This is a genomic window from Marinobacter sp. MBR-105, from assembly GCF_053628895.1.
This window is the reverse complement of the sequence record NZ_JBRJHG010000004.1, coordinates 103,197-125,355: the sequence shown is the minus strand read 5'-3', so window position 1 is coordinate 125,355 and position 22,159 is coordinate 103,197. Positions and strand designations below refer to the sequence as shown.

Genomic DNA, 22,159 nt, shown 5'->3' with positions numbered 1-22,159 from the left:
GTGGATTGAAACAGGCATGGGCGGCCCGGCTTGAAAAGCTGTGGGGGTCGCGCCCCTCGCGGGCGCGTGGATTGAAACGGAGGCGTAGGGCAAGGGTCGCAACAGATCGACACGTCGCGCCCCTCGCGGGCGCGTGGATTGAGTCTCAGAAATAACCATGGCGACTGCTCTGGATGCTGTAATCAATTACGATCGGTAACTTGATGATCGACGCAGCTACAGGTGGGGTTCAGTTTCGACTGAGTCCTATTGGGTGGCACGTTCCAAAATGGAACATGCCACTTCTCCGTTCAGGTCTCCACTTTCAATATGTTGTTAGGTACTTGGGTATTGCCCGGTGCTGTATTCTAAACAACTCCTTCACGTACTATTGTGACTAGTATTCGATTACATAGTAGATGTTTCCTTATGGGAGAGTGGTGCTGATACACTTTGCTCCACAGCAATAAGGAGCGCATGTGGTCTTATTGAAGTTGGCATGAGGGCAGGATTGCCCGTCAAGGAACCCCGAGGATTTTCGGGCATCAAGGAAGAAGCAAGGAGCAAAGCCATGAGCGGCAAGAAAGTTGTGCTGTTGGGGGATCTCGGTACCGATCATGAGGGTTTTCCGCCCACCCCGGTAATCAATGGTTCTCCGGATGTACTCATCGACGGCAAGCCCGTCGCGCGGGTAGGTGACCAACTTGCCCTGCACTCCAAACCCAAGCATTCCCCTCATCCGCGTACTATCGCTTCCGGTTCAAGCACGGTTTTCATTAACGGGTTACCCGTTGCCACAACCGGTGGTGCGATTTCCTGTGGTGGAGTCACCATTGGCAGCAGTAGTGTGGTGGTTGGCGATACCCATGCGCCATTGCCATTTTCTGGTGTTTCGGGGGCAAATGCTCACTCTGCGCCTTTGAGCTCAGAATCCAGTACAGCAGAAACACACACAAACGGCATGCAGGCCTCTTCCGGGGCGCAGCTACGCAGTCGCACCTCCAGCCATGCAGGTGGAAGAGGTGGCTCAGCCGCAACCCCTTCTCAGGCCACCAAGGATATTGATGAGTCTGGCAAAACCCTCCGCCTGGGGGTGTTTTTTGATGGCACTGGCAACCATCGAGGCAATGACCAGATCCTGGCGAACCGCGATGTGACGAATGTGGCGAAGTTGTATGACCTGTACCGTGACGATGGCCTTGGCAGCAAATATCGAAGAATCTACGTTAATGGACCTGGCACCATTGACGGCCAGCACACTCCGAATGGCTTTGAGGCCTCGGAGGACCTCATGGGTTTGGGTTTGGGCATTGGGCCCGAGGGTGGACATGACAGGATAGAGTTTGCGATTAGACGGATGCGAGATGAAATCCATGCTGGGGATTACGACGAAGTGGTCTTCGATGTATTCGGCTTCAGCCGTGGCGCGGCTCTGGCCCGGCATTTTGTCAATCTGATTAATGAACAACGTGAAGCGGTCCTGCTGCCCCAGTTTAAAGGTGCCTCTTTGTTTTCCCCAATGGTTAGCGTCACACCCGTACCTGCATTCCCGCCTGGTGTGAAGGTCCGGGTGAATTTTGTTGGCCTGTTCGATACGGTGGGTAGTTTTTACCTACCTGGAGACAACGCCAACCTGGACTTTAACCTGAACCTTTCGCCCAGCAGTGCCGAACGGGTGGTGCACCTTACAGCCCATCACGAGATCCGCAAGAATTTCCCATTGAGCAGTATTATGGATGCCAACGGTAATGGGCCCTCACACTTTATGGAAATAGCTGTACCGGGTGCCCATTCCGATGTGGGCGGCGGTTATGAAAATCCGGACAAGGGCTTCGAGAATATTGAGAAGATCGTTCTGGGTATCCACTCGGGGCTTGCGGACGGCGGCCATACTCAGCGCACAGCGATTCCACATCTTGAGGCGAAGTACGCGCGCCCAGGCCGGACGGTGGTAGCGGTGCCCCAGCCAAATGGAGACATCCACGTGCAGGAGCGAAGGCGTACCCGTAAGGAATTGGCTATCTATAACCTGCATCGGATGTACGAATTCGCGTTGCAGAGCGACGTGCCACGCAGGCAGATGAATACCAACAACAAAGACTTCCAAATCCCTCAAGACTTGCAGGCCGCGCTGAGCAGTTGGCATACAAGTGGGGGATTACTTGATGCGTCAAGAGATTACCTGGGTGGATATATCCACACCTCTGACAGCATCTACCGGCTTGGTCTGGAGCCGGACCCCTCTGGTAATCGAACAGTGTTTTTCAACCGGCCAACTAAGGCCATAACCCCGCTCAGCAAAGGAGTTGCTCATGCGCAATAACATCACGGCAAGGGTAGCCTTTTCATTTCTATTGCTGGTCTTGGTAACGGCTTGCTCCTCGGAACCTCGCAGGTACGACTTTGCCGTGTCCGTGGCTGGAGGGCCAAAAGGGTGGCCTGTTTGGATTGAGAGCATAAAGTTTGATGATTCATGGATTGCTCGTGGCGGCACATCGGGAGGTGGCTTTGACCACATTCCCCCAGGAGGGGCTATCGTGGGGATAAGCCCTAAACCTGCCCCCAGCACCGTGCATGCCCGCTGGTTCTCCTACCGGACCCAGACATTCTATGAAGTTATCCTTTCGCTGCCAGAGGATCTTGATGACAAACTGCGCAAATGGTATCGGGACTATCCGCTTGATGACTATAGCCATACTCTGATTGTTGGGTTTTCAGGTAAGGGAGAAGCGCTTGCCTGGTGGAAGGCTTTTTGCTCCACCTGCAATTACGATCGCAGCCACGATTTCTACACGCCGCTGATCGAAAACGTCCAAGCCGAAGAGGTCGAAGGGGACCCAAGCGGTTACCGATTGCAAACTCAGGAGTTGATTGATGAGGGAAGTATGCCGTCGCCGTGGTAGCCATTCCATTGGCAGCACCATAGGGTTAGCTAGTGCGCGACAAAACCAATGCAGGGGCCACCCATCGGTCCCAATGAGTAAGTTTGGATGGAGAACAGGCTGCCCTTTGCCAAACAATCCACGTAGTATGCGATTTGTCGCTTCTACCCAGGTACCCCCGCAAACTCCCGAACATCCCGCAAAAACCGATCTACCTGCTCCTCCGAGGTCGACCAGGAGCACATCAGCCGGGAACAGCCGCCAATAAAGTTGTAGAACTTCCACCCTTTCGCCCTTAGCGCAGCCTGGGTAGTTTCCGGTAAATCCACAAACACACCATTCGCCTGCCTGGGGTAACGCAGGGATACGCCTTCAATACCCCGCAGTCCATGCTCCAGTCGTTCGGCACAGGCATTGGCGTGCCTGGCATTTTTTAGCCAGGTATCGTCCGTGAGCAGTCCGCACCAGGGGGCTGAGATATAGCGCATCTTTGAGGCGAGTTGCCCCGCCTGTTTACAGCGCCATTCAAAGTCTTCGGCCAGTTTACGGTTGAAGAAAATGACCGTTTCACCCAGGGCCAGGCCATTCTTGGTGCCGGAGAAACAGAGCACGTCGACACCCGCTTTCCAGGTGATTTCAGAAGGGTGCACGTCCAGCGCTGCTACCGCGTTGGCAAAGCGTGCGCCATCCATATGAATGTTCAGGCTATGGCGGTCGGCCACTGCGCGCAGCGCACGGAGTTCTTCTGGGGAATAAAGGGTACCCACTTTCGTTGCCTGGGTGATGCTCAGGGCCTTGGGTTTGGGATAGTGAATATCGCTGCGTTTGGTGACAAGGTGTTCCACGCTTTCCGGGGTCAGCTTGCCGTTGGCACCGGTACCCAGCAACAGCTTTGCCCCGTTGGAGGCGTATTCCGGGCCGCCGCATTCATCGGTCTCGATGTGGGCCAGTTCGTGGCAGATGACACTGTGGAAGGACTGCCCGATGGACGCCAGAGCGAGCGAGTTTGCGGCTGTGCCATTGAATACGAAGTAAACGTCGCAATCGGTACCAAATACTTCGCGTAGTTGGTCTGCCGCTTTGGTTGTCCAGCTGTCTTCGCCGTAGGCAGGTTCGTCCTTCTGGTTGGCCTGTTCCATGGCGTTCCAGGCCTGGGGGCAGATACCACTGTAATTATCGCTGGCGAATTGCTCCGAGTCTGACATTGGTTCTCCCGAAAATATCATGGGTGAATATCCACCCATTATTAGCTTTGCTGTGGGTGGTTAGCCACCCAATGTTCTTCGTCTATTTGTCTAATAAGAAATCAATTAATTGTTTTGTAAGTATTTTTACTAACTGGCCTGGCCCTTGCTGATAGCTCCCCCAGCGAGGCCGGGCAGGCCTCATCAGCACCCAACCAACAAGATGAATCGGGAGCATTTCTTATGAAACTTCAAACCATTCTGGCGGCTGCGATCGCCTCCTCCGTTGTTGCTGGCCCTGTGATTGCCCAGGATCGTGCCGGCTGGCCCGAGAGCTTTACCGTTGGCACGGCAAGCCAGGGCGGCACCTACTTTGCCTATGGCTCCGGCTGGGCAAATTTCGTGGCGGAGAATCTGGGAGTGTCTGGTGGTGCTGAAATCACTGGCGGCCCGGTTCAGAACATGGCGCTGGTTCACACCGGGGATCTGAAGTTTGGCCTGACCACCATGGGCCCGGCCCGTGAGTCCATGGAAGGCGAGAGCCCGCTGGCCCCGGGCATGAAGATGGACAACGTGTGTGCCATGTTCCCGATGTATGAAACCCCGTTCTCCATCGCCACGCTGTCCAGCTCTGGTATTACCAGCATCTCCGAGATTCCGGACGGTGCCACCATTGGTTTCGGGCCGGCCGGCTCCACCTCGGATACCTACTTCCCGCGCATGATGGAAACGCTGGGCGTCAAGTTCGAGCGTCGTAACGGCAGCTGGTCAGACCTCGGTGGCCAGCTTCAGGATGGTCTGATTGATGTGGTGGCCTTTGCGGCCGGTATTCCCATTCCGGCGGTCAGCCAGCTGGAAGTCCAGACCGACGTTAACGTGATCGGCATGAACGATGATGAAGCCAAGAAGATCGTCGATAACTTCCCGGTGTCGGAGTTCGTCATTCCGGCCAGCACCTACCAGTCCCTGGACGCTCCATCCCGAGTGGTCTCCATGTGGAACTTCGCCATGGTGAACTGCGACATGCCGGAAAGCTTTGTGTATGAAATCACCAAGCTGACCATGGAGAACAACGACAAGATGGTGTCGATCCACAAGGCAGCGCGCCACTCCGTTCCCGAGAACTACACCAAGAATAAGGTACTGCCCTGGCATCCGGGTGCAGCACGCTGGTTCAACGAGAACGGCTATCCCATCGAAGACGCGGCCATCAAGCAGTAATGAACCAGGCCGAAGGGTCGCCTGACGACCCTTCGGCATCCGGTCGATACCGATTCACCGCCTCTCAGACAGGCAGGACTTATCATGACCAAAGAACAATCCCATGCCGGCGGCGAAACGCAGCTGGCAGAAAACCTGACGGTCAATGAAGACCATGTATTGGCCCACAATGTGGATGAAGAACCGGTAGAGGCGAACCGTCGCCTGTACACCGGTATTTTGCTGAAGTTCGTGGTGTTGCTGGCCATTGCCTATTCGGCGTTTCACCTCTACACCCTGAACGTGTCGCCCATGGAAACCTGGTCGTTCCGTATTGTGCACGTGGCCGGTGCCCTGGTGTTGGGCTTTATCCTGTTTGCCGGTGCCCGCTTCGTTTCCAGTGAAGAAGGTGCTGCGCGGCATCGCTGGACCACCTGGTTTGCAGCAGTCGCACTGATTCCAGCGCTCTATGCGCTGTACCAGACTTACGCCTTTCACCAGATGATTCTGGGTGGTACCCTGCGGATTCCCGCCGAGCTGGAAACCTGGCACTTTGGCTGGCCGCTGCTGGCGGCTTCCGGTGTGGGTATTGTCATGAGCTGGTTCCACCAGCGCGATCGTGCCCGGTTCAGCGTGCCGGATCTGGTTCTCATCATCTGCTCTGTGGCGGTTGCTGCCTACCTGCTGGTGGTGTTCAACACCTCCATGCGGATGACCACCGGCACCGCGTTCGCCCCCGTGGGTATTTCTTTTGCCGCTGTGGCCGGTACCGCGCTGATTATGGAGCTTACCCGCCGGGTAGCCGGTATGGCTCTGGTGGTGATTGCGCTGGTGTTTCTGGCCTACGTCTTCGCCGGCCCCTACCTTCCGGGCTTTCTGGGGTATCCCGGGCTGTCGGTGCAGCGCTTCTTCAGCCAGGTGTATACCGATGCCGGTATCCTCGGGCCGACCACGGCGGTGTCTTCGACCTACATTATCCTGTTCATTATCTTTGCCGCGTTTTTGCAGGCGTCGAAGGTAGGTGACTACTTTGTGAATTTCGCCTTTGCAGCGGCTGGCCGGTCCCGGGGTGGTCCCGCCAAAGTCTCCATTTTCGCCTCTGGCCTGATGGGCATGATCAACGGCACCAGTGCCGGGAACGTGGTGTCCACCGGTTCCCTGACCATCCCCCTGATGAAGCGGGTTGGCTACAGCAAGGAATCCGCCGGCGCGGTTGAGGCAGCAGCGTCCACGGGTGGGCAGATCATGCCGCCGATCATGGGTGCGGGTGCCTTCATCATGGCGGAAATCACCGGTATTCCCTATACCGAGATTGCCATTGCAGCGATCATTCCGGCGATTCTGTACTTCGCCTCGGTCTACTTCATGGTCGATTTCGAGGCCAAGAAGCTGGGTATGCGCGGCATGCGCGAAGACGAACTGCCCAATCTGCGCCTGATGCTGCGCCAGGTATACCTGTTTGTGCCCATCATTATTCTGATTGTGGCGCTGTTCCAGGGCTACTCGGTGATTCGCGCCGGTACCCTTGCCACGATTTCCGCGGCGGTGGTCAGCTGGATTTCGCCCAACAAGATGGGCCTGCGGCAGATTCTGCATGCGTTTGAGATAGCGGCCTACATGTCGATTCAGATCATCGTGGTCTGTGCGGCAGCCGGCGTGATTGTGGGTGTGATCTCACTCACTGGCGTTGGCGCCCGGTTCTCGGTGCTGTTGCTGGATGTGGCGGCCCATAGCCATCTGCTGGCACTGGTGTTTGCCATGTTCATTTCCATTCTGCTGGGTATGGGCATGCCGACCACCGCGGCTTATGCGGTTGCGGCTTCGGTCGTGGCGCCGGGCCTGGTGCAGCTGGGGATTGAACCGCTGACCGCGCACTTCTTTGTGTTCTACTTTGCGGTGGTCTCGGCCATCACACCGCCCGTGGCCCTGGCCTCCTATGCGGCAGCGGGTATTTCCGGTGCCAACGCCATGTCGACATCGGTCGCGTCGTTCCGTATCGGCATTGCAGCGTTCATCGTGCCCTTCATGTTCTTCTACAACAGTGCCCTGTTGATGGAAGGTGGATGGTTCGAGATCGCCCGGGCGCTGATTACCGCTACCTTTGGCGTGTACCTGCTGTCTGCCGGTGTGCTGGGTTGGTTCGCACGGTCGTCTGCCCCGGTTCTGGTACGGCTGCTGCTGGTGGCGGCAGCCCTGCTCACCATCGAGGGCGGTTTGTGGACGGACCTGGCAGGTATCGCATTGGCGGTGATCGCCATGCTCATCCAGCGCAAACGTGCGCCGGCTCTCGCCACGGCCTGATCTGGCCAGTGCCCTGAGGGCAGCCCGCTGCTGAGCGGGTTGTCCTGCCGGGCCGGGGGCGCTAGGCTTGGCCGAGGCCCCTCTTTGCTGTTTCGGAACTGAACTCCATGCTCCAGCGCCTCAGCGTCGTTGTCATTCTGGTTGTCATCATGCTGCTGTCCTGGCTTCTGGGCGGTTGGTACGGTTACCGGCAACTGGAGCAGGAGGCCTTGCAGGAGGCCTTCCGGTACCGGCAACTGGTGGCCAACGAGCTGAACCGTTACCTGCCGGTACCGGCCCTGATTGCCGAACACCCCCTGTTGGCTGGTGCGCTCGAGCAACCGGACGATGCCGTGACCCTGCTCAGGGCCAATGAGCAGATGCAGCGGATGGCGACCATTGTTGGTGGCTCCGACATCTATCTGATGGATCTCTCCGGCATGACCATTGCCGCCAACAATTTTGGTCAGCCGGACACCTTCGTTGGCAACAACTACGCCTTCCGACCCTACTTTTATCAGGCCGTCCGCACCGGGGAATCTGTTGCCTACTTTGCGCTGGGCTCCCGCTCCCTGGAACGAGGCCTTTACTTCACCCATCCGGTGCGTGATCAGCGGGGGAACATGCTGGGGGTGGTGGCCATCAAGGTGCTGGTGCACGAGCTGGAATCCCAGTGGCACCGGCCTGAATCGTCCCAGCAGGCTGAAATGGTGGTGCTGGATGGCGACGGTATCAGTTTCCTCTCCAGTCGCAGCCAGTGGCTTTATCGGGATTTCCGACCCGGAAACGATGCCGAAAAAGCCAACCGGATTCACCAGCGGTACCCGGAGCGGGATCTGCGGCCTGTCGATTTCTCGATTTCCGGCAGGCCCTGGGGGCTGGCTGAAGAATCCGCCCGAATCCAGTTGCGGGACAACGACAGGGTTGGCACCTATCTGACCGTACAAATCGGTCTGCCCCGTCTGGACTGGAGCCTGCTGGTACTGACGGAAACCCGATCGGTCCTCTGGGTTCGCGCCGGGTTTGTGGCCGCAGGCCTCGCGCTGTTCCTGGCCGGTTTCCTGACCTGGCTTTACCTGCGGGAGCGCTACCGGCGAGAGCGTGAGCTGGCCTTGCGGGGTGAACAGCTGGAGCGTCGCGTGGCACAGCGTACTGCGGACCTGAAACGCTCCAACGATCAGCTGCTGGGGGAGATCCAGGAGCGAGAACGCGCCCAGACCGAATTGCGCGAAACCCAGCAGGAACTGATTCAGGCAGCCAAGCTGGCGGTGCTGGGGCAGATGTCTGCGGGGCTGAACCACGAGATTAATCAGCCCCTGACGGCGATTCAGGGCTATGCCCGCAATAGCCGGAAGTTTCTGGAGCGGGGCGCCACCGACATGGTGGATGCGAATCTGGCGGAAATCGTTGGCCTGTGCGACAAAATGGCGGAGCTGATCCGGCAGTTCAAGGTTTTCGCCCGCAAGTCTGAGGGGCCGCCGTCGATAGTCGATCTCAGGCTGGCGGTTGATGCGGCTCTGAAGATTATCCGTGCCCAGAACAGCAGCACCGGCATCGAGATGCGCTGGCACCGGCCCGATCAGCCGGTCATGTGCCATGGCGATCTGATCCGTATTGAGCAGGTGATGGTCAACCTGATGGCGAATGCGGTCCAGGCGCTGGAAGGCCGTGACGATCCGGCTATCGATATTATGATTGATGATGACGGTGATCACTGGCGTTGCCGGGTGCGGGATAACGGTCACGGTCTTCCTGGCAACACCGAGCAGGTGTTTGAGCCGTTTTTTACCACCCGCTCGGTCAAACAGGGCCTGGGCCTTGGGCTATCCATCTCGCGCCAGATAGTTGAGGCGCTTGGTGGCAGTCTGGTCGGCCACAACCGTAACGACGGCCCGGGTGCAGAATTTGTTCTGAAACTGAAACAGCGTAGGGCAGAGGAATGACAACAGCTTCGGTCATTTTCGTGGATGACGACCCGGATATCCGGCCACTGATGGAGCAGACCCTGGCGCTGGAAGATATTCCGGTGGCCTGCTTTGCCGATGGTGCGTCGGCCTTGAAACAGATTCATCCCGAGTTCGAGGGCATCGTTCTGTGCGATTACAACATGCCGGGTATGGATGGCCTGGAGCTGTTGCAGAATATCCGGGCGCTGGATGAGGATATTCCGGTGATCCTGTTGACCGGCCAGGGCGACATCAGTACCGCCGTGTCGGCCATGCAGCAAGGGGCCTATGACTTTATTGAAAAGCCATTTGATCACGAGGAGCTGATTGAACTGCTGCGCCACGCTCTGGAAAAGCGCCACCTGGCTTTGGAAAACCGCCGGCTGAAAGCCCAACTGAAGCACCTGGCACGGCCTGGCCCACGCATGCTGGGGGACTCCCCCGCCATGCAAAAGGTGATGGCTACCATCGACCCGGTACTGGATATCTCGGCCAATATTCTGCTCCATGGCGAGACCGGCTCCGGTAAGGATGCCCTGGCTCGCTATATTCATGAGAACAGTCCCCGCAGCGGCCACAATTTCGTGGCCATCAACTGCGGTGCGGTGCCGGAGCACCTGATTGAGAGTGAACTGTTTGGCCATGAGGCCGGGGCGTTTACCGGTGCCGACAAGCGCCGTATCGGCAAGATTGAGCATGCACACCGGGGTACCCTGTTCCTGGATGAGCTGGAAAGCATGCCCATGCCGTTGCAGGTAAAGCTGCTGCGGGTTCTGGAGGAGCAACGGGTCGAACGTCTGGGCAGTAACCAGGTGGTGGATGTGGACGTGCGAATTATCGCCGCCACCAAGTCCGATCTGAAGGAACTGAGTGACAAGGGCGACTTCCGTTCCGATCTGTACTACCGCCTGAACGTGGTGAAGGTGGATATTCCGCCATTGCGGGAGCGAAAGGAAGACATCCCCAAACTGTTCCATCACTTTGTCCTGATTGCTGCCGCTCGCTATGACCGCGAGAGTGTGCCTTTGGACGCACGTCAGGCTGCCCGGCTGATGCAGCATTCCTGGCCCGGCAACGTTCGGGAACTGCGTAACCTGGCTGAGCGATATGTCTTGCTGGGCCCGGCAGCCCTGGCCGAAGGGGATTCCGCCAGCGGACCGAACATTGCCAGCCGGCAGACGTTGTCGGAAATGATGGATGGCTTTGAACGCTCGGCTATTGTCAGTGCTCTGAACGCCTGCCACGGTAGCATCAAGGACACCATGGTTCAGCTCGGGATTGCCCGCAAGACGCTGTATGACAAAATGAAGAAACACGGGCTGGACAAAGCCGAGTTCAAGGACTGACCGTTACAAAAGATAACGCCCTGGTTGCACTGGTTTTACAAACTACGAGGTTTCCTCGATAAATCTGTCGTGTGTTTTTCTGTAGGATTGCTAATCTTTTTTTAGCGGACTTCTCCGACAGCCATTCCAACCACGGAAAACACACCACATGAAGAATCTGACCATCCAGGCGAGGGTGCTGTTGCTGGCACTGGTGCCGGTTATTGTTCTGACTGCATTGCTGACCACCTACAACCTGAATCAGGCCCGCTCGATCGGGGAACAGGCGGTTGCCAGCTTCTCGGAAGACATGGAGGCCAGCAAGCGCCAGGAACTGCGCAACTATCTGGAACTGGCGAAAACTTCCATCCAGCACCTATATGAGCAGCCAGGCTCGGCCAATGATCCTGAGGTCCAGCAGCAGGCCTGGGACATCTTGCGGCAATTGCGTTTTGATGACTCCGGCAGCGAGGGCTACCTGTTCGCCTACAACACGGAAGGTGTTTCGCTGATGCACGGTGTCAATCCCGCCCTGGAAGGTCGTAACCTCTGGGGCTTTCAGGACCCGAACGGCACCCACCTGATCCGGGAACTGATTCAGGCTGCGCGCAATGGAGGCGGCTATGTACCCTATGGCTGGAAACACCCGGAAACCGGTAACGTAGCCCCCAAGTTAGGCTATGCCGAAATGCTGCCGAAATGGGGCGTGATGATCGGCACCGGATTCTGGATTGACGGCCTGGAATCTCAGGTTGCTTCCATGGAACAGCGGGTGGGCGATTCCCTGGGTGAGGCGATCATTGGCTCGGTGACCACCTCCCTGATCGCCCTGGCCATTATTGTCTTCCTTGCCCTGGTAGTGGTTCGCGGCATTATCAGTCCGTTGAAGTCGGCGGTGACGGCGATGAATGGCATTGCCAGTGGCGACGGGGATCTTACCCGTCGGCTTGACGTCTCGGGCAGGGATGAGCTGTCCCAGTTGGCCACGGCGTTCAACAGCTTTGCGGATCAGGTGCATGGGCTGGTCCGCCAGGTCCGCCAGTCGGCCGAGACATTGAATGTTACCACCGGCGAGTTGAACGAGGTCATGGTGGAAGCCGAGCAGGGCGTTGAGCGCCAGAAATCGGAAAGTGATCAGGTAGCCACCGCCATGAATGAGATGACCGCCGCAGCCCAGGAAGTGGCCGGTAATGCCAGTGAAGCGTCGGATTCGGCTGGACACGCTACCGCTCAGGTAACCGATGCCCAGGGGCTGGTCTACCAGGCCATCGAGGTGATTGGCGGGCTCTCCAAACAGGTGGAAGAGGGTGTTCAGGTCATAGAAAAACTGGGCACCGACTCCCGCCAGATCGACAGCGTGCTGGAGGTTATTCGGGAGATTGCCGACCAGACCAATCTGTTGGCCCTGAATGCTGCCATCGAGGCGGCTCGCGCCGGAGAAGCCGGCCGTGGCTTTGCCGTGGTTGCCGACGAGGTACGTACGCTGGCAAGCAGGACCCAGAAGAGCACTCAGGAGATCCAGGCGACCATCGAGCGGCTGCAGAAAGGTGCCCAGCAGGCGGTAACGCTGATCGGCGCCATCAGCCAGCGCAGCGAGGAAACCGTGGAGGAAACCCGCCAGGTGAACGAAGCGCTGCAGCGTATTTCCCAGGCCGTGAACACGATTACCGATATGAACACCCAGATTGCCAGTGCTGCGGAAGAGCAGACCAGCGTGTCGGAAACCATCAACCAGAATGTCCACGAAATCGTGGCAATCTCGGAACAGACTGCCCAGGGAACCCGTCGCGCCGGCGAAGCGACCCAGCGCCTCAAGGCACTGGCCGGTGAGTTGACCGACCAGGTCAGCCGCTACCGGGTCTGAGCAGAGTTACCTATCTAGTCGAAGGAAAAGGCGCAGTCACGAAAGTGATCTGCGCCTTTTTTTGCCCGGATCAGGGCGCGATTTTCTTTTTCAGGGCTTTGGTCAGCGGCCTTGGCAGGCTCGGCAGCGACTTCAGCAGCCAGGGCAGAACCTTTCTTTTTACGCCATTCAAGGATTCCGGCACCACCGCTTCAATCAGGTGCGGGCCGGGGTTGTGTTTGGCGTATTCCATGGCTTTGATCAGCTCTTCCGCCGTGGTTACCCGGGTGCCGTGCACGCCCATGCTCTGGGCCAGCAACGCGTAGTTGGTGACCGGGCCACTGATGTCGAGTTGGGATTTCGCCTTGGCACCGGCTTCTTCTGCGCCAACCCGTTCCAGTTCTACGTTCAGGATCGAGTAGGAAGCGTTGTTGAAGATGATGGTGGTCACGTTCAGATTTTCCCTCGCCATGGTCCACAGGGCCTGGTTGGTATACATGGCGGTGCCGTCACCGATCAGTGCGTAAACCTGGCGATCCGGACAGGCGATGGCTGCGCCGATGGCGTTGGGCATGCCTTGCCCGATGGCCCCGCCGGTGAGGGTGATCAGGTCGTGCCGTGGCGAGCCTGCGGTCATGGCGTTCAGCATCAGGCCGGAGGTGATGGCTTCATCCACGATAATGCTGTTCTCGGGCATCAGTTCGCCCACCGCCCGGCAAACCTTTTCGGCGGTGAGTTTACCTTTGGGCAGGCCGGGGCGGCCGGGCGCCTGCAGCTTGGGTTGGGCATTGCTGGCACCGAGAGTATCGGCCAGCTTTTTCAGGCTGGCGGTGGCATCCTGCTCCGGCGTGCTCAGGGTGTGAGCCGTGCAGTTGTCTGGCACCAGGTAGCTTTGTTTGCCCGGATAGGCGAAGAAGGATACCGGGGCCTTGGCATCCACCAGAATCAGGTGGTCAAACTCGGAGAGCTGCAGAGTGGCCAGTTCCGCCAGGTAAGCGATCCGCTCCACCGGCGGCAGGCCGGCGCCCCGTTCAATGCGGGTTGGGAAGGTTTCGGCAAACAGGGTGACACCGTTGTGGGCGGCAATGCGTGCCGCCTCCAGCAGAGCGGGCTCACGCAAGGCGCGGCCACCCAGCAGCAGGGCGGTTTTCTTACCGCTCTTAATGGCTTCTGCGGCCGCTTTAACAGCGCTATCTTCAGCTGCAGGCGCTTGCGGTTGAGTGGGTGCGGCACAAGGCTTGCCGCCTTCGCCCCAGGACACATCCGCTGGCAGAATCAGAGTGGCTACCTGCCCTGGCAGGCCCCGGGCGGCGGTGATGGCTTCGGCGGCATCCTGGCAAAGGGCTTCTGTGCTTTGTGACGTGCGCACAAAACTGGGGGAGATGTTGCGAGCGACCGTTTCGATGTCAGACTGCAACTGGGCGTCGTATTTCACATGGTAGGTGGCATGGTCGCCAACAATGTTGACCACCGGTACCTTACCCTTGCGTGCATTGTGCAGATTGGCCAGGCCATTACCCAGGCCACAGCCCAGGTGCAGCAGGGTAGCAGCGGGTTTGTCCGCCATCCGGGCGTAGCCGTCGGCGGCACCGGTGGCGACGCCTTCAAACAGGGCCAGTACCGCCCGCATTCCGGGTTCGCTGTCCAGGGCGGCGACGAAATGCATTTCGCTGGTGCCCGGGTTGGTAAAACAGACTTCAACACCCGAATCCACCAGGGTTTTCATGAGTGCCTGAGCGCCGTTGGTCATTGTTGTTCTCCAGCTTGGGTCAATTCGTTTGTATTGGTCCGGTCGAGATGGGTCTCGTTGATATCGGCAATTCTGGTGACACCGGTCAGGGTCATGGCCAGTTTCAGTTCCTGCTGCCAGGTGTTCAGGAGTCGGGTTAATCCAGCCTGACCTTCTGCCGCCAGGGCCCACGCCCAGGGGCGACCAATCATCACGCCGTTGGCTCCCAGGGCAAGGGCGCGGAAAACGTCTACGCCGTTGCGGATGCCGCCATCCACCAGGATCTCGGTGTCTTGACCAACGGCGGCAACGATATCAGGGAGTTTGCGGGCGGTGGCGGCTACACCGTCGAGCTGGCGACCGCCGTGGTTGGACACCACGATGCCATCGGCGCCTACGTTGACGGCTGCTTTGGCATCATCCACTTCCAGTATGCCTTTCAGGATCAGTTTCCCTGGCCAGCGTTCCCGCAGCCATTCGATGGCCTGCCAGGTGACGGAGGCATCGAACTGGGTATCGACCCAGCGCTTGAAGGAGTCCAGGTTACTGGCCTCTGGTACCGCGTCGCTCAGGTTGCCAAAGGTCAGGGGTTTACCTTTTATCGCTACCTGCCATAGCCACCCGGGCCTGGATAGCAGTTGCTGCGCTTTGAGCGCAACGGAACGGGCGCCGGCGCTGTTCAGGCCGTTACGGGTGTCCCGATGCCGGGGGCCGGGCAGGGGCAGGTCGATGGTAAAGATCAGCGTCTGGCAACCGGAATGCCAGGCTTTTTTCAGCAGGTTTTCTACGTAGCCCCGGTCGCGAATCATGTACAACTGGAACCAGAACGGCGCCGTGGCGGCTGCTTTCACTTCTGCCAACGGGCATATGCCAACGGTGGAGAGGGTGAAAGGCACCTCGGCCGCATTGGCGGCTTTTACTGCCTGGGCTTCTCCCCGTTGTGCCATCATTCCGGCCAGCCCCAGAGGCGCCAGGGCGACAGGCATGCTGCAGGATTGCCCGGCCAGCTCGGTGCGGGTGTCCACGTTATCGACATCAATCAACACACGTTGGCGCAGGGCGATATCCTTCCAGCCGCTGACATTGGCCCGCAGGGTTTGCTCTTCGGTGGCACCGCCGTCCAGGTAGTCTGCCAGGAAACGGGGCAGTTTACGGCGGGCGAGGATCTGGTAATCGGCGGCGGTGGCCGGATAACTCAGCGGCATGGTGTCAGCCTCCGTTGGTGATGGAACGGGCGGCCGCCCGGGCCGTCAGTATGCAACCGGGCAGGAAGGTGCCTTCCAGTGACCGTTTGCCGTTGCTTCCTCCACCACCAAAACCGGCCGCTTCGCCCACGCAGTAAAGGCCTCGGATGGGCTGGCCGCTGGCATCCAGCACCCGGCTTTGCAGGTCGGTGCGTAGGCCGCCCAGGCTCTTGCGGGTGGTCAGTTGCATGTGAATGGCGATATACGGCCCGGCGCCTGGTTTCTGCAGAGGCGCCGGTTTGCAGGTGCGCAGCCGGTCCGGGCCCCATTGGCGGGCGTGGCGTATCATGCGTATTTGGGCATCGTTGTTCAGTTGATCGCCCTTTCTGAAATTGGCATCGAAAGCATCGGCAGTGGCCTGCAGGGTGGCGGCGTCAATGTCCAGAGAGCAGGTCAGGGCGTTCATTTTCTTCGCCAGCCCTTCCAGGGTGTCATCCACCAGGAAGTGACGGCTTTCGTTCTGCATCTGATTCACCAGCGGTTTGTTGCCCAGCAGCAGTTCTTTCAGGAACAGCGGGAATTGTTTGTCCCGGATGCGGGCGTTGTGTTCAGCGCCGGAGATGGCAAATTCTTTCAGAGCGATGCGCCGGTTCAGCAGGTGCCAGGTCCAGGGCTTTTCCTGCTCGGCTACCCGTTGGCACAGCCAGTGAGTATCAAAGCCGGTCACCAGGGGTTCCGGCCCGATACGTTCGCCCCGGTGGTTCAACCAGAGTGCGGATTTACACGGTATCGTAGACAGGCCGTGGCCCGGGAAATGCGGATAGGGGTGGGGGAAGCCCGCTGCATAATTCCACATTTCGCCGGCGTGAGTGATGCGCGCGCCCAGGTGATCTTTGGCCCAGTGATGCAGTTTGCCATCGGCAAACGGGTGGGCACCGTTAAGCATGGTGGCCGGTTGCGGGCGATGTCTGGGCCAGTTGGCCCGGCATTCGGCGTGGCTGCCGTTGATGCCGCCCATGGCCAGCACCACATTGGCGGCCTCAAACCGGACCTCTTCGCCGGTTTCTTCGTTGATGGCAATGGCGCCACAGACCTCACCGGCCTGATGGTCGAGTGCGGTAATTCGGTGCCGGTGATGAATGGCCAGTCTGCCACCGGTACTGGCTTCGTGCAGGGCATTGACCATGCAGCGCACCAGTTCCCGGGAGGTGCCCCAGGTGATGTGGTAGCGGGGCACGCTGTTGCCATCGCCAAAACGGCCTCGCTCCACCCAGTTCACTGCCGGCATGAATTTAATGCCCTCGTTGGCGAGCCAGTCGTGTACCTCGGTGCGGGAATGCTCAACGTAGTAGCGGGCCCACTGCACAGGCCACTCATCGTTTGGGTCCAGTTCGCCGAAACGCAGCCAGTCGTTCAGCGCCAGTTCCGGCGAATCGGCGATTCTCATGCGCCGCTGCAGCGGCGTGTCAATCAGCATCATGCCGCCAAAGGCCCACAGCGCCAGACCTCCGAAGCGTTCGGGGCTGTCACGATCAACAATGGTTACGGACTTGCCAGCCCGCAGCGCTTCCAGGGCGGTGACAATGCCCGCCAGGCCGCCGCCGGCAATCAAAAGGTCTGAGCTAACAGGTTTCACCATGATGCGTTTCCGGATTGTATTCTTGGTTTTGTTGTTACAGACCATATAACGCTATGATCGGTTCTGAATTGACTTCAGAGGCCATAATAATTGACGTTAGAAGCCACCGTATCCATGGGCTGGGTCAATACCGTGATCGATGCCGCGAGGAATCTGGGCGTTCCGCAGAACCTGTTGCTGGAAACCGCTGGTCTGCCGGCCGGGGCCCTGTCTCTCGAACGATGGCCCATCGACTTCATTACCCGTCTCTGGCACGCCGCGGAGCAGTGCACGCGGGATCCCGGGTTTGGTCTGAAAGTTGGCGCCGGGGTGCGGCCGGCCAGTATTGATGCGGTCAGTTTCGCCATGCAGAGCGCCGCCACGCTGCGCGAAGCCATCACCCTGGTCCAGAAATACCAGCGGCTGATCTCTGATGGCGGTCGCTTCCAGATGATACCGGGTAGCAGGGGCACCTGGATTGTCTACCACCCCCGGCAGGGGCGTCTGGCGTTCAGTCCGCATCAGATTGAAGCGGTGCTGTCGGCCGTGGTCAGCCTGACCGACTGGATTGCCGGTTCTGCGGTTGGGCCTGTGCGAGTGCAATTCAGTCAGGCCCGTCTGGGGCCGCTGTCAGGGTACCGGGAGGTGTTTGGTTGCCCGGTGGAGTTCGAGCAGGCGTTCAGTGGTTTGCTGGTGGGTAATGAGGTGCTGGACAGGCCTTTGCCACAGGCAGATCCGGCCCTTGCCCGTGTACATGAACAGTACAATGCAGGACGGCTGGCGGCGCTGGAAAAGGGCGCTGTGTCGGCAGAGGATCTTCGACAATGGCTGGTCGCCCGGATGGGGCCAAACCTTCCACGACGGGCAGAAGCGGCCAGGATGTTGGGGCTCAGCGAACGTACGTTGGCCCGTCGGCTGGAGGCACAGGGCTATACGTTCAACAGCTTGTTGGACGAGGTGCGCCGGGAGCTCGCCCTGGCGGCGGTGCGGGAATCGGGGTTGTCACTGGCGGAGATCGCGTTGTCGCTCGGGTTTGCAGAGGCCAGTACCTTTTACCGGGCATTCCATCGCTGGACTGGCATGCCCCCGGCTCGCTGGCGCAAGCAGGGGGCGCACTGAAGCCTACAGATTGGCTTCGGCAAACTCGGCCAGTACCGAGCGGGGTACGCCTTGCAGGTGAATGTGACCGCCATGGCGGAAGCCCTTGAAGCGTTCGGTCATGTAGGTCAGGCCGGAACTCAGGGGGCTCAGATAGGGGGTGTCTATCTGCGCCAGGTTGCCCAGGCAGATCACCTTGGAGCCGTTACCGGCCCGGGTGATGATGGTCTTGATCTGGTGCGGTGTCAGGTTCTGGGATTCATCAATGATGATCAGGCTGTGCTGGAAGCTGCGGCCCCGGATGTAGTTCATGGATTTGAAGTGCAGGGGCACTTTGCTGAGGATGTAGTCGACACTGGCGGTCATGTTCTCATCGTCTTCGTGCAAAGCTTCCAGGTTGTCCACGATCGCACCCAGCCAGGGTTCCATTTTCTCGGCTTCGGTACCGGGCAGGAAACCGATATCCTCATCCAGGCCCTGGGTGGAGCGGGTCGCGATGATGCGTTTGTAGAGTTTGCTGGCCACGGTCATTTCAATACAGGCGGCCAGGGCCAGAATGGTTTTACCGGAACCCGCCGAGCCGGTCAGGTTCACCAGGTGGATGTCGGGGTCCAGTAACAGGTTCAGGGCCATGGCCTGATAGATATCCCTGGGCACCAGGCCCCAGACTTCTTCATTCATCAGGTCATGCTGGTGCAGGTCCTTGAGTACCAACTGATCCTCTGAGATATCGACCACCTTGCCAACGAATCCCTGCTCGTCAATCACGAACTCGTTGATGTTCAGTTTCGCCAGTTCCCCTTCGCGTTTGAGCAGGTGTTCCGTCACTCCCTCCCGCTGTATGGTTTCCACCTTGGCGATACCGTCCCAGAACGAGTTCGGGAACTCCTTGTAGCCCTTGGGCAGCAGGTCAATGTCGTCAAGTAGCTGGTCGTTGTGGTAGTCCTGGGCTTCGACACCAAAGCCGCGGGCCTTTAACCGCATGTTGATGTCTTTACTGACCAGGATGATATCCCGGGACTTGTGCCGTGCCTGCAGGGCGGCGAGGGTGTTGATGATCTTGTTGTCGTTCAGGTGTTCGGGCAGTGAGTGATTGCCGGCACCTTCGGTGCTCATGATGATGGAGAGAGCGCCCAGCGGGTCCGCTTTCTTGCCGCGCAGAATCGGCACGCCTTTCTCGATGTCCTTGGGGCTGGCATCACCCAGCAGTTTGTCGATGTTGCGAATGGCCTGGCGGCAGTCGGCGGCCACCGTCTGTTTGCCGGATTTCAGGCTGTCGAGTTCTTCGAGGACGGTCATCGGAATGATGACATCATGTTCTTCAAAGTTCAGGAGGGCATTCGGGTCGTGAATCAGGACGTTGGTGTCGAGGACATACATTTTCCGGCGAGCTTGCGGTGCTCTTGGCATAGGGGGCGCTACCTCTCTGGTGGCTCAGTCGGTCTCGGCGCAGCGTTGCGTCAGGTCTCTGTCGGAGATCAGTTTCAGCATGTCATAAGTGGTTATGATACCGGTGATTTTTGAATCCCGGGTGACAAAGATCCGGTGCAGGTGCTCTCGCATCATGATATTGGCAATGTCTCGCACTGGCGTGTCTTCGTCAACCGACAAAACAATGGGCGTCATGATGTCCCGGACTTCAACCGGAACCTTGCCCATCTCTTCGAAGATGACCATACGCAGACGCCGGGCCTCTTCCTGCTCCTCTTCGGTCAGCCTGGGCTGATCGCCGGAACGGGAGGCATTCCAACGGAATTCGGTAATGTCCTTGAGGGTGGCTATGCCGATGATGTCGCCGTTGTCGTCGGTAACCGGGCTGCCGGTGATTTCGTTGTCGGTGAGGAACCTGGCGAGGCGATCCATAGTCCAGTTGTGGGGGACGGCCTTGATGGTCGGGGTCATGATCTCATGGGCGAGAACACTCATGTGCGGGCATCTTCCGTTTGCTGTGCTTTTGATGAAGCTTAGCCGTTCCGTGGCCTGCCGTCACCCCTGCATTGTGGGTCGGGTTAACGGGCTTCCGGGCTTACGCCCTGCAATGTGCCGTCTTCGCCCCATTGCAACTGGTAACCCTGATAGCGATCCTGTTTGGCGACGGCTTCCAGTGCGAGGATGGATTTGACCGGTATATCGACAATCAGGCTATTGACCAGCCACCCGGGCAATGCGCCGTTGGGTTCGGTGTGCTGCACCCAGACCATTCGGGTTCGGTCGCCCTCCGGGGTAAACCGGTAGAGTGTGTCGGAGCGGTCCACCCGCACGCGACTGTTGAACTCGGCCCGCATGTTGGGAGTGGCGTTTAGGTCCATGATAATCTCGCCGGTGGACGCGTCGCCGCGGGTACGGATGCGCAGTACATAATCACGGTCGGCTACCGGCCACGGCATATCGTTGACCGAATAGGCATAGCGATCGTGGAAGTCCCCCTGGCCAAAGGCATGGGATTCGGTGCAGTTGTGTACCCATTCCTCACAGGATTCCGGATTGACCATGACGGCCATCAGGTTCTCGATAGGAACGTCCAGTTCCGCTACTGCCTTGAAAGCCTCGAACCCCGAGCCTTCCCGCGCCATGGTGTATATCCGCACATTGTCCACTTCCTTGCGCAGTGACCAGGCCTCGGCATCTTCCGATGGCAACGGGACGGTTTCACTGGCGGACACAGACAAGGTCATCAACAGGCCCATAATGCCGGAAATCAGGCGGCTAACGCCGTGGGCTCTGGTTGTGGTCATAGGCTAAACTTCCGTTGTAAGAGTGAGCCGAGTCTACCACGGGGCGCAATGGCCCCCGCCTGTGAATGCGGGGGTTTGTGAACCAGGTAGCTTAGTTACACAACGCACACCACGATTGGCCTGATCTGACGAACATTATGACAACACAGAAACTGGTAGATGCCCGCGGACGAATAACGCCAGGGCTGATGGAGCATCCTGTCGACACCATCAACTATCTCGACTACGACCTGCGCACGGTGATGGACAAGCCTCGGACCCGCCTGGCCAGACACTGGCGTTTCAACCAGTTCCAGTTTGTCAGTGCGATGGCACCGGGCTGGGTGTTTGGCCTGGCTATTGTGGATCTGAACCTGGTGGGTAATGGCTTTTTCTATCTGTTCGATTTCGAGAGCGGACAGATGTTCGAGCATTCGTTTTTGCAGCCTCTGGCCAGGAACACGAACATAGAGCCCTATCCTGAACGCGGTCACGCCCGGTTCCGCAAAGGCGACTTGAGCATGGCCATTGAACCGGCCACCGGCGGTCGGAATGTGAGAGTGAGCGGACCCGGTAATATCCGGGTGGATCTTGAGTTGCGGGACACCGAACAACCCTTGCGGCTGGTGTCGCCGGCCGGATACAACGGCTGGGTGTTCACCCGGAAATCGGCCGGACTGACGGTGGACGGTGAAGTGCGCCTGGGCGATGTGGTCTGGCGTTGCGATGAGTCTACCCGTGGGTCCATCGACTGGAGCTGCGGCTTCATGCGCCGGGAAACCGCCTGGAACTGGGCCAGTCTGGCTGGGGTTGCCGACAATGGTGTTTCAGTGGGGCTGAACCTGGCCGCTGGTGTGAACGAGACCGGGATGACCGAGAACGCGCTCTGGCTCGACGGACGTCGCATTCTGCTGGGGCCGGCCCGATTCGAGTTTGATCGCTATCAGCCCGGGGCAGACTGGCGGGTCACCACCGACGATGGCCGCGTTGACCTCCGTTTCGTGCCCGCTGGCGCGCGCCGGGAAAAGCTCAACGCCTGGGTTATTGCCTCCAATTTCCGTCAGTTTGTGGGCACTTTCCAGGGTACGGTTGCGGATGAAAGCGGCAAAAAAATCCCCGTAAACGGGTTACGGGGATTGATGGAAGATCACTTTGCCCGGTGGTAAACCGGGCGTAG

At 58.8% G+C, this 22,159-nt stretch carries 16 protein-coding genes and 1 CRISPR repeat array (1 of these 17 running past the window's edge); of the genes, 9 read left to right on the top strand and 7 right to left on the bottom strand.

All coding sequences use genetic code 11. The annotated features are described in order from the left end of the window. A CRISPR array of direct repeats spans positions 1 to 145; the repeat unit is 32 nt; unit sequence GTCGCGCCCCTCGCGGGCGCGTGGATTGAAAC; it reaches 749 nt to the left of the window's first position. A 405-nt stretch (positions 146 to 550) separates the two neighbouring features. After that, positions 551 to 2,302, top strand: a complete 1,752-nt coding sequence (locus ACSSVV_RS06560; RefSeq protein ID WP_022991002.1) for a type VI secretion system PAAR protein — start codon at positions 551 to 553, stop codon at positions 2,300 to 2,302. Next, positions 2,292 to 2,882, top strand: a complete 591-nt coding sequence (locus tag ACSSVV_RS06555; protein ID WP_022991003.1) for a DUF2931 family protein — start codon at positions 2,292 to 2,294, stop codon at positions 2,880 to 2,882. The genes ACSSVV_RS06560 and ACSSVV_RS06555 overlap by 11 nt, the downstream gene beginning before the upstream one ends. Positions 2,883 to 3,025: 143 nt before the next feature. On the opposite strand, the gene ACSSVV_RS06550 is transcribed toward ACSSVV_RS06555, so the two are convergent. Continuing rightward, positions 3,026 to 4,066: a threonine aldolase family protein gene (locus ACSSVV_RS06550; RefSeq protein ID WP_022991004.1), complete on the bottom strand. Its 1,041-nt coding sequence runs from the start codon at positions 4,064 to 4,066 to the stop codon at positions 3,026 to 3,028. Positions 4,067 to 4,288: 222 nt separating this feature from the next. On the opposite strand from ACSSVV_RS06550, the gene ACSSVV_RS06545 reads away from it, so the two are divergent. The 5 genes from ACSSVV_RS06545 (at position 4,289) to ACSSVV_RS06525 (ending at position 12,660) form a co-directional block, all read left to right on the top strand. Continuing rightward, positions 4,289 to 5,266 (top strand): TAXI family TRAP transporter solute-binding subunit, encoded by a 978-nt coding sequence (locus ACSSVV_RS06545; RefSeq protein ID WP_022991005.1) that lies wholly within the window; start codon positions 4,289 to 4,291, stop codon positions 5,264 to 5,266. A gap of 84 nt (positions 5,267 to 5,350) precedes the next feature. Then, on the top strand, positions 5,351 to 7,546 hold the full coding sequence (locus tag ACSSVV_RS06540; RefSeq protein WP_454105751.1) for a TRAP transporter permease: 2,196 nt from the start codon (positions 5,351 to 5,353) through the stop codon (positions 7,544 to 7,546). Between the two features lie 107 nt (positions 7,547 to 7,653). Then, on the top strand, positions 7,654 to 9,468 hold the full coding sequence (locus ACSSVV_RS06535; protein ID WP_022991007.1) for a sensor histidine kinase: 1,815 nt from the start codon (positions 7,654 to 7,656) through the stop codon (positions 9,466 to 9,468). Beyond that, positions 9,465 to 10,817 carry a sigma-54-dependent transcriptional regulator gene (locus ACSSVV_RS06530; protein ID WP_022991008.1) on the top strand — a complete coding sequence of 451 codons (1,353 nt, stop codon included), beginning with the start codon at positions 9,465 to 9,467 and terminating at the stop codon, positions 10,815 to 10,817. The genes ACSSVV_RS06535 and ACSSVV_RS06530 overlap by 4 nt, the downstream gene beginning before the upstream one ends. A 148-nt stretch (positions 10,818 to 10,965) precedes the next feature. Beyond that, positions 10,966 to 12,660: a methyl-accepting chemotaxis protein gene (locus ACSSVV_RS06525; protein ID WP_022991009.1), complete on the top strand. Its 1,695-nt coding sequence runs from the start codon at positions 10,966 to 10,968 to the stop codon at positions 12,658 to 12,660. 70 nt (positions 12,661 to 12,730) lie between these two features. Here ACSSVV_RS06525 and ACSSVV_RS06520 read toward each other — a convergent pair whose 3' ends face one another. The 3 genes from ACSSVV_RS06520 to ACSSVV_RS06510 are packed head-to-tail and all read right to left on the bottom strand — an operon-like array spanning position 12,731 to position 17,191. Then, positions 12,731 to 14,389: an acetolactate synthase large subunit gene (locus ACSSVV_RS06520; RefSeq protein ID WP_022991010.1), complete on the bottom strand. Its 1,659-nt coding sequence runs from the start codon at positions 14,387 to 14,389 to the stop codon at positions 12,731 to 12,733. Then, positions 14,386 to 15,573 carry an L-lactate dehydrogenase gene (locus tag ACSSVV_RS06515; protein ID WP_022991011.1) on the bottom strand — a complete coding sequence of 396 codons (1,188 nt, stop codon included), beginning with the start codon at positions 15,571 to 15,573 and terminating at the stop codon, positions 14,386 to 14,388. Before ACSSVV_RS06515 ends, ACSSVV_RS06520 begins: the two co-directional genes overlap by 4 nt. A 4-nt stretch (positions 15,574 to 15,577) precedes the next feature. After that, the gene (locus ACSSVV_RS06510) at positions 15,578 to 17,191 is read right to left on the bottom strand and encodes an FAD-binding dehydrogenase (protein ID WP_454105750.1); all 1,614 of its coding nucleotides are present in this window, start codon (positions 17,189 to 17,191) and stop codon (positions 15,578 to 15,580) included. Positions 17,192 to 17,281: 90 nt separating this feature from the next. Here ACSSVV_RS06510 and ACSSVV_RS06505 point away from each other — a divergent pair, with 90 nt between their 5' ends. Then, entirely contained in the window at positions 17,282 to 18,289 is a 1,008-nt protein-coding gene (locus tag ACSSVV_RS06505) for an AraC family transcriptional regulator (RefSeq protein ID WP_036148391.1), read from the top strand. 3 nt (positions 18,290 to 18,292) lie between these two features. Here the strand turns inward: ACSSVV_RS06505 and ACSSVV_RS06500 are convergent, their stop codons facing one another. The 3 genes from ACSSVV_RS06500 to ACSSVV_RS06490 form a co-directional block, all read right to left on the bottom strand. Next, a complete protein-coding gene (locus ACSSVV_RS06500; RefSeq protein ID WP_036148393.1) occupies positions 18,293 to 19,678 on the bottom strand; it encodes a PhoH family protein in 1,386 nt (461 codons plus the stop codon). Positions 19,679 to 19,702: 24 nt separating this feature from the next. Next, a complete protein-coding gene (locus ACSSVV_RS06495) occupies positions 19,703 to 20,194 on the bottom strand; it encodes a CBS domain-containing protein (RefSeq protein ID WP_014420722.1) in 492 nt (163 codons plus the stop codon). Positions 20,195 to 20,277: 83 nt separating this feature from the next. Next, positions 20,278 to 21,003: an START domain-containing protein gene (locus tag ACSSVV_RS06490; RefSeq protein WP_022991015.1), complete on the bottom strand. Its 726-nt coding sequence runs from the start codon at positions 21,001 to 21,003 to the stop codon at positions 20,278 to 20,280. A gap of 137 nt (positions 21,004 to 21,140) precedes the next feature. On the opposite strand from ACSSVV_RS06490, the gene ACSSVV_RS06485 reads away from it, so the two are divergent. Continuing rightward, positions 21,141 to 22,148 carry a DUF2804 domain-containing protein gene (locus tag ACSSVV_RS06485; RefSeq protein ID WP_011785801.1) on the top strand — a complete coding sequence of 336 codons (1,008 nt, stop codon included), beginning with the start codon at positions 21,141 to 21,143 and terminating at the stop codon, positions 22,146 to 22,148. The last annotated feature ends 11 nt before the right edge of the window (positions 22,149 to 22,159 follow it).

What these genes read in the sequence shown, in the direction of transcription:
- ACSSVV_RS06560 (WP_022991002.1), top strand. Translation starts at nt 551, where the DNA reads ATGAGCGGCAAGAAAGTTGTGCTGTTGGGGGATCTCGGTACCGATCAT.
- ACSSVV_RS06525 (WP_022991009.1), top strand. Translation starts at nt 10,966, where the DNA reads ATGAAGAATCTGACCATCCAGGCGAGGGTGCTGTTGCTGGCACTGGTG.
- ACSSVV_RS06520 (WP_022991010.1), bottom strand. Translation starts at nt 14,389, where the DNA reads ATGACCAACGGCGCTCAGGCACTCATGAAAACCCTGGTGGATTCGGGT.
- ACSSVV_RS06555 (WP_022991003.1), top strand. Translation starts at nt 2,292, where the DNA reads ATGCGCAATAACATCACGGCAAGGGTAGCCTTTTCATTTCTATTGCTG.
- ACSSVV_RS06510 (WP_454105750.1), bottom strand. Translation starts at nt 17,191, where the DNA reads ATGGTGAAACCTGTTAGCTCAGACCTTTTGATTGCCGGCGGCGGCCTG.
- ACSSVV_RS06550 (WP_022991004.1), bottom strand. Translation starts at nt 4,066, where the DNA reads ATGTCAGACTCGGAGCAATTCGCCAGCGATAATTACAGTGGTATCTGC.
- ACSSVV_RS06540 (WP_454105751.1), top strand. Translation starts at nt 5,351, where the DNA reads ATGACCAAAGAACAATCCCATGCCGGCGGCGAAACGCAGCTGGCAGAA.
- ACSSVV_RS06495 (WP_014420722.1), bottom strand. Translation starts at nt 20,194, where the DNA reads ATGAGTGTTCTCGCCCATGAGATCATGACCCCGACCATCAAGGCCGTC.
- ACSSVV_RS06535 (WP_022991007.1), top strand. Translation starts at nt 7,654, where the DNA reads ATGCTCCAGCGCCTCAGCGTCGTTGTCATTCTGGTTGTCATCATGCTG.
- ACSSVV_RS06515 (WP_022991011.1), bottom strand. Translation starts at nt 15,573, where the DNA reads ATGCCGCTGAGTTATCCGGCCACCGCCGCCGATTACCAGATCCTCGCC.
- ACSSVV_RS06530 (WP_022991008.1), top strand. Translation starts at nt 9,465, where the DNA reads ATGACAACAGCTTCGGTCATTTTCGTGGATGACGACCCGGATATCCGG.
- ACSSVV_RS06500 (WP_036148393.1), bottom strand. Translation starts at nt 19,678, where the DNA reads ATGCCAAGAGCACCGCAAGCTCGCCGGAAAATGTATGTCCTCGACACC.
- ACSSVV_RS06490 (WP_022991015.1), bottom strand. Translation starts at nt 21,003, where the DNA reads ATGACCACAACCAGAGCCCACGGCGTTAGCCGCCTGATTTCCGGCATT.
- ACSSVV_RS06545 (WP_022991005.1), top strand. Translation starts at nt 4,289, where the DNA reads ATGAAACTTCAAACCATTCTGGCGGCTGCGATCGCCTCCTCCGTTGTT.
- ACSSVV_RS06485 (WP_011785801.1), top strand. Translation starts at nt 21,141, where the DNA reads ATGACAACACAGAAACTGGTAGATGCCCGCGGACGAATAACGCCAGGG.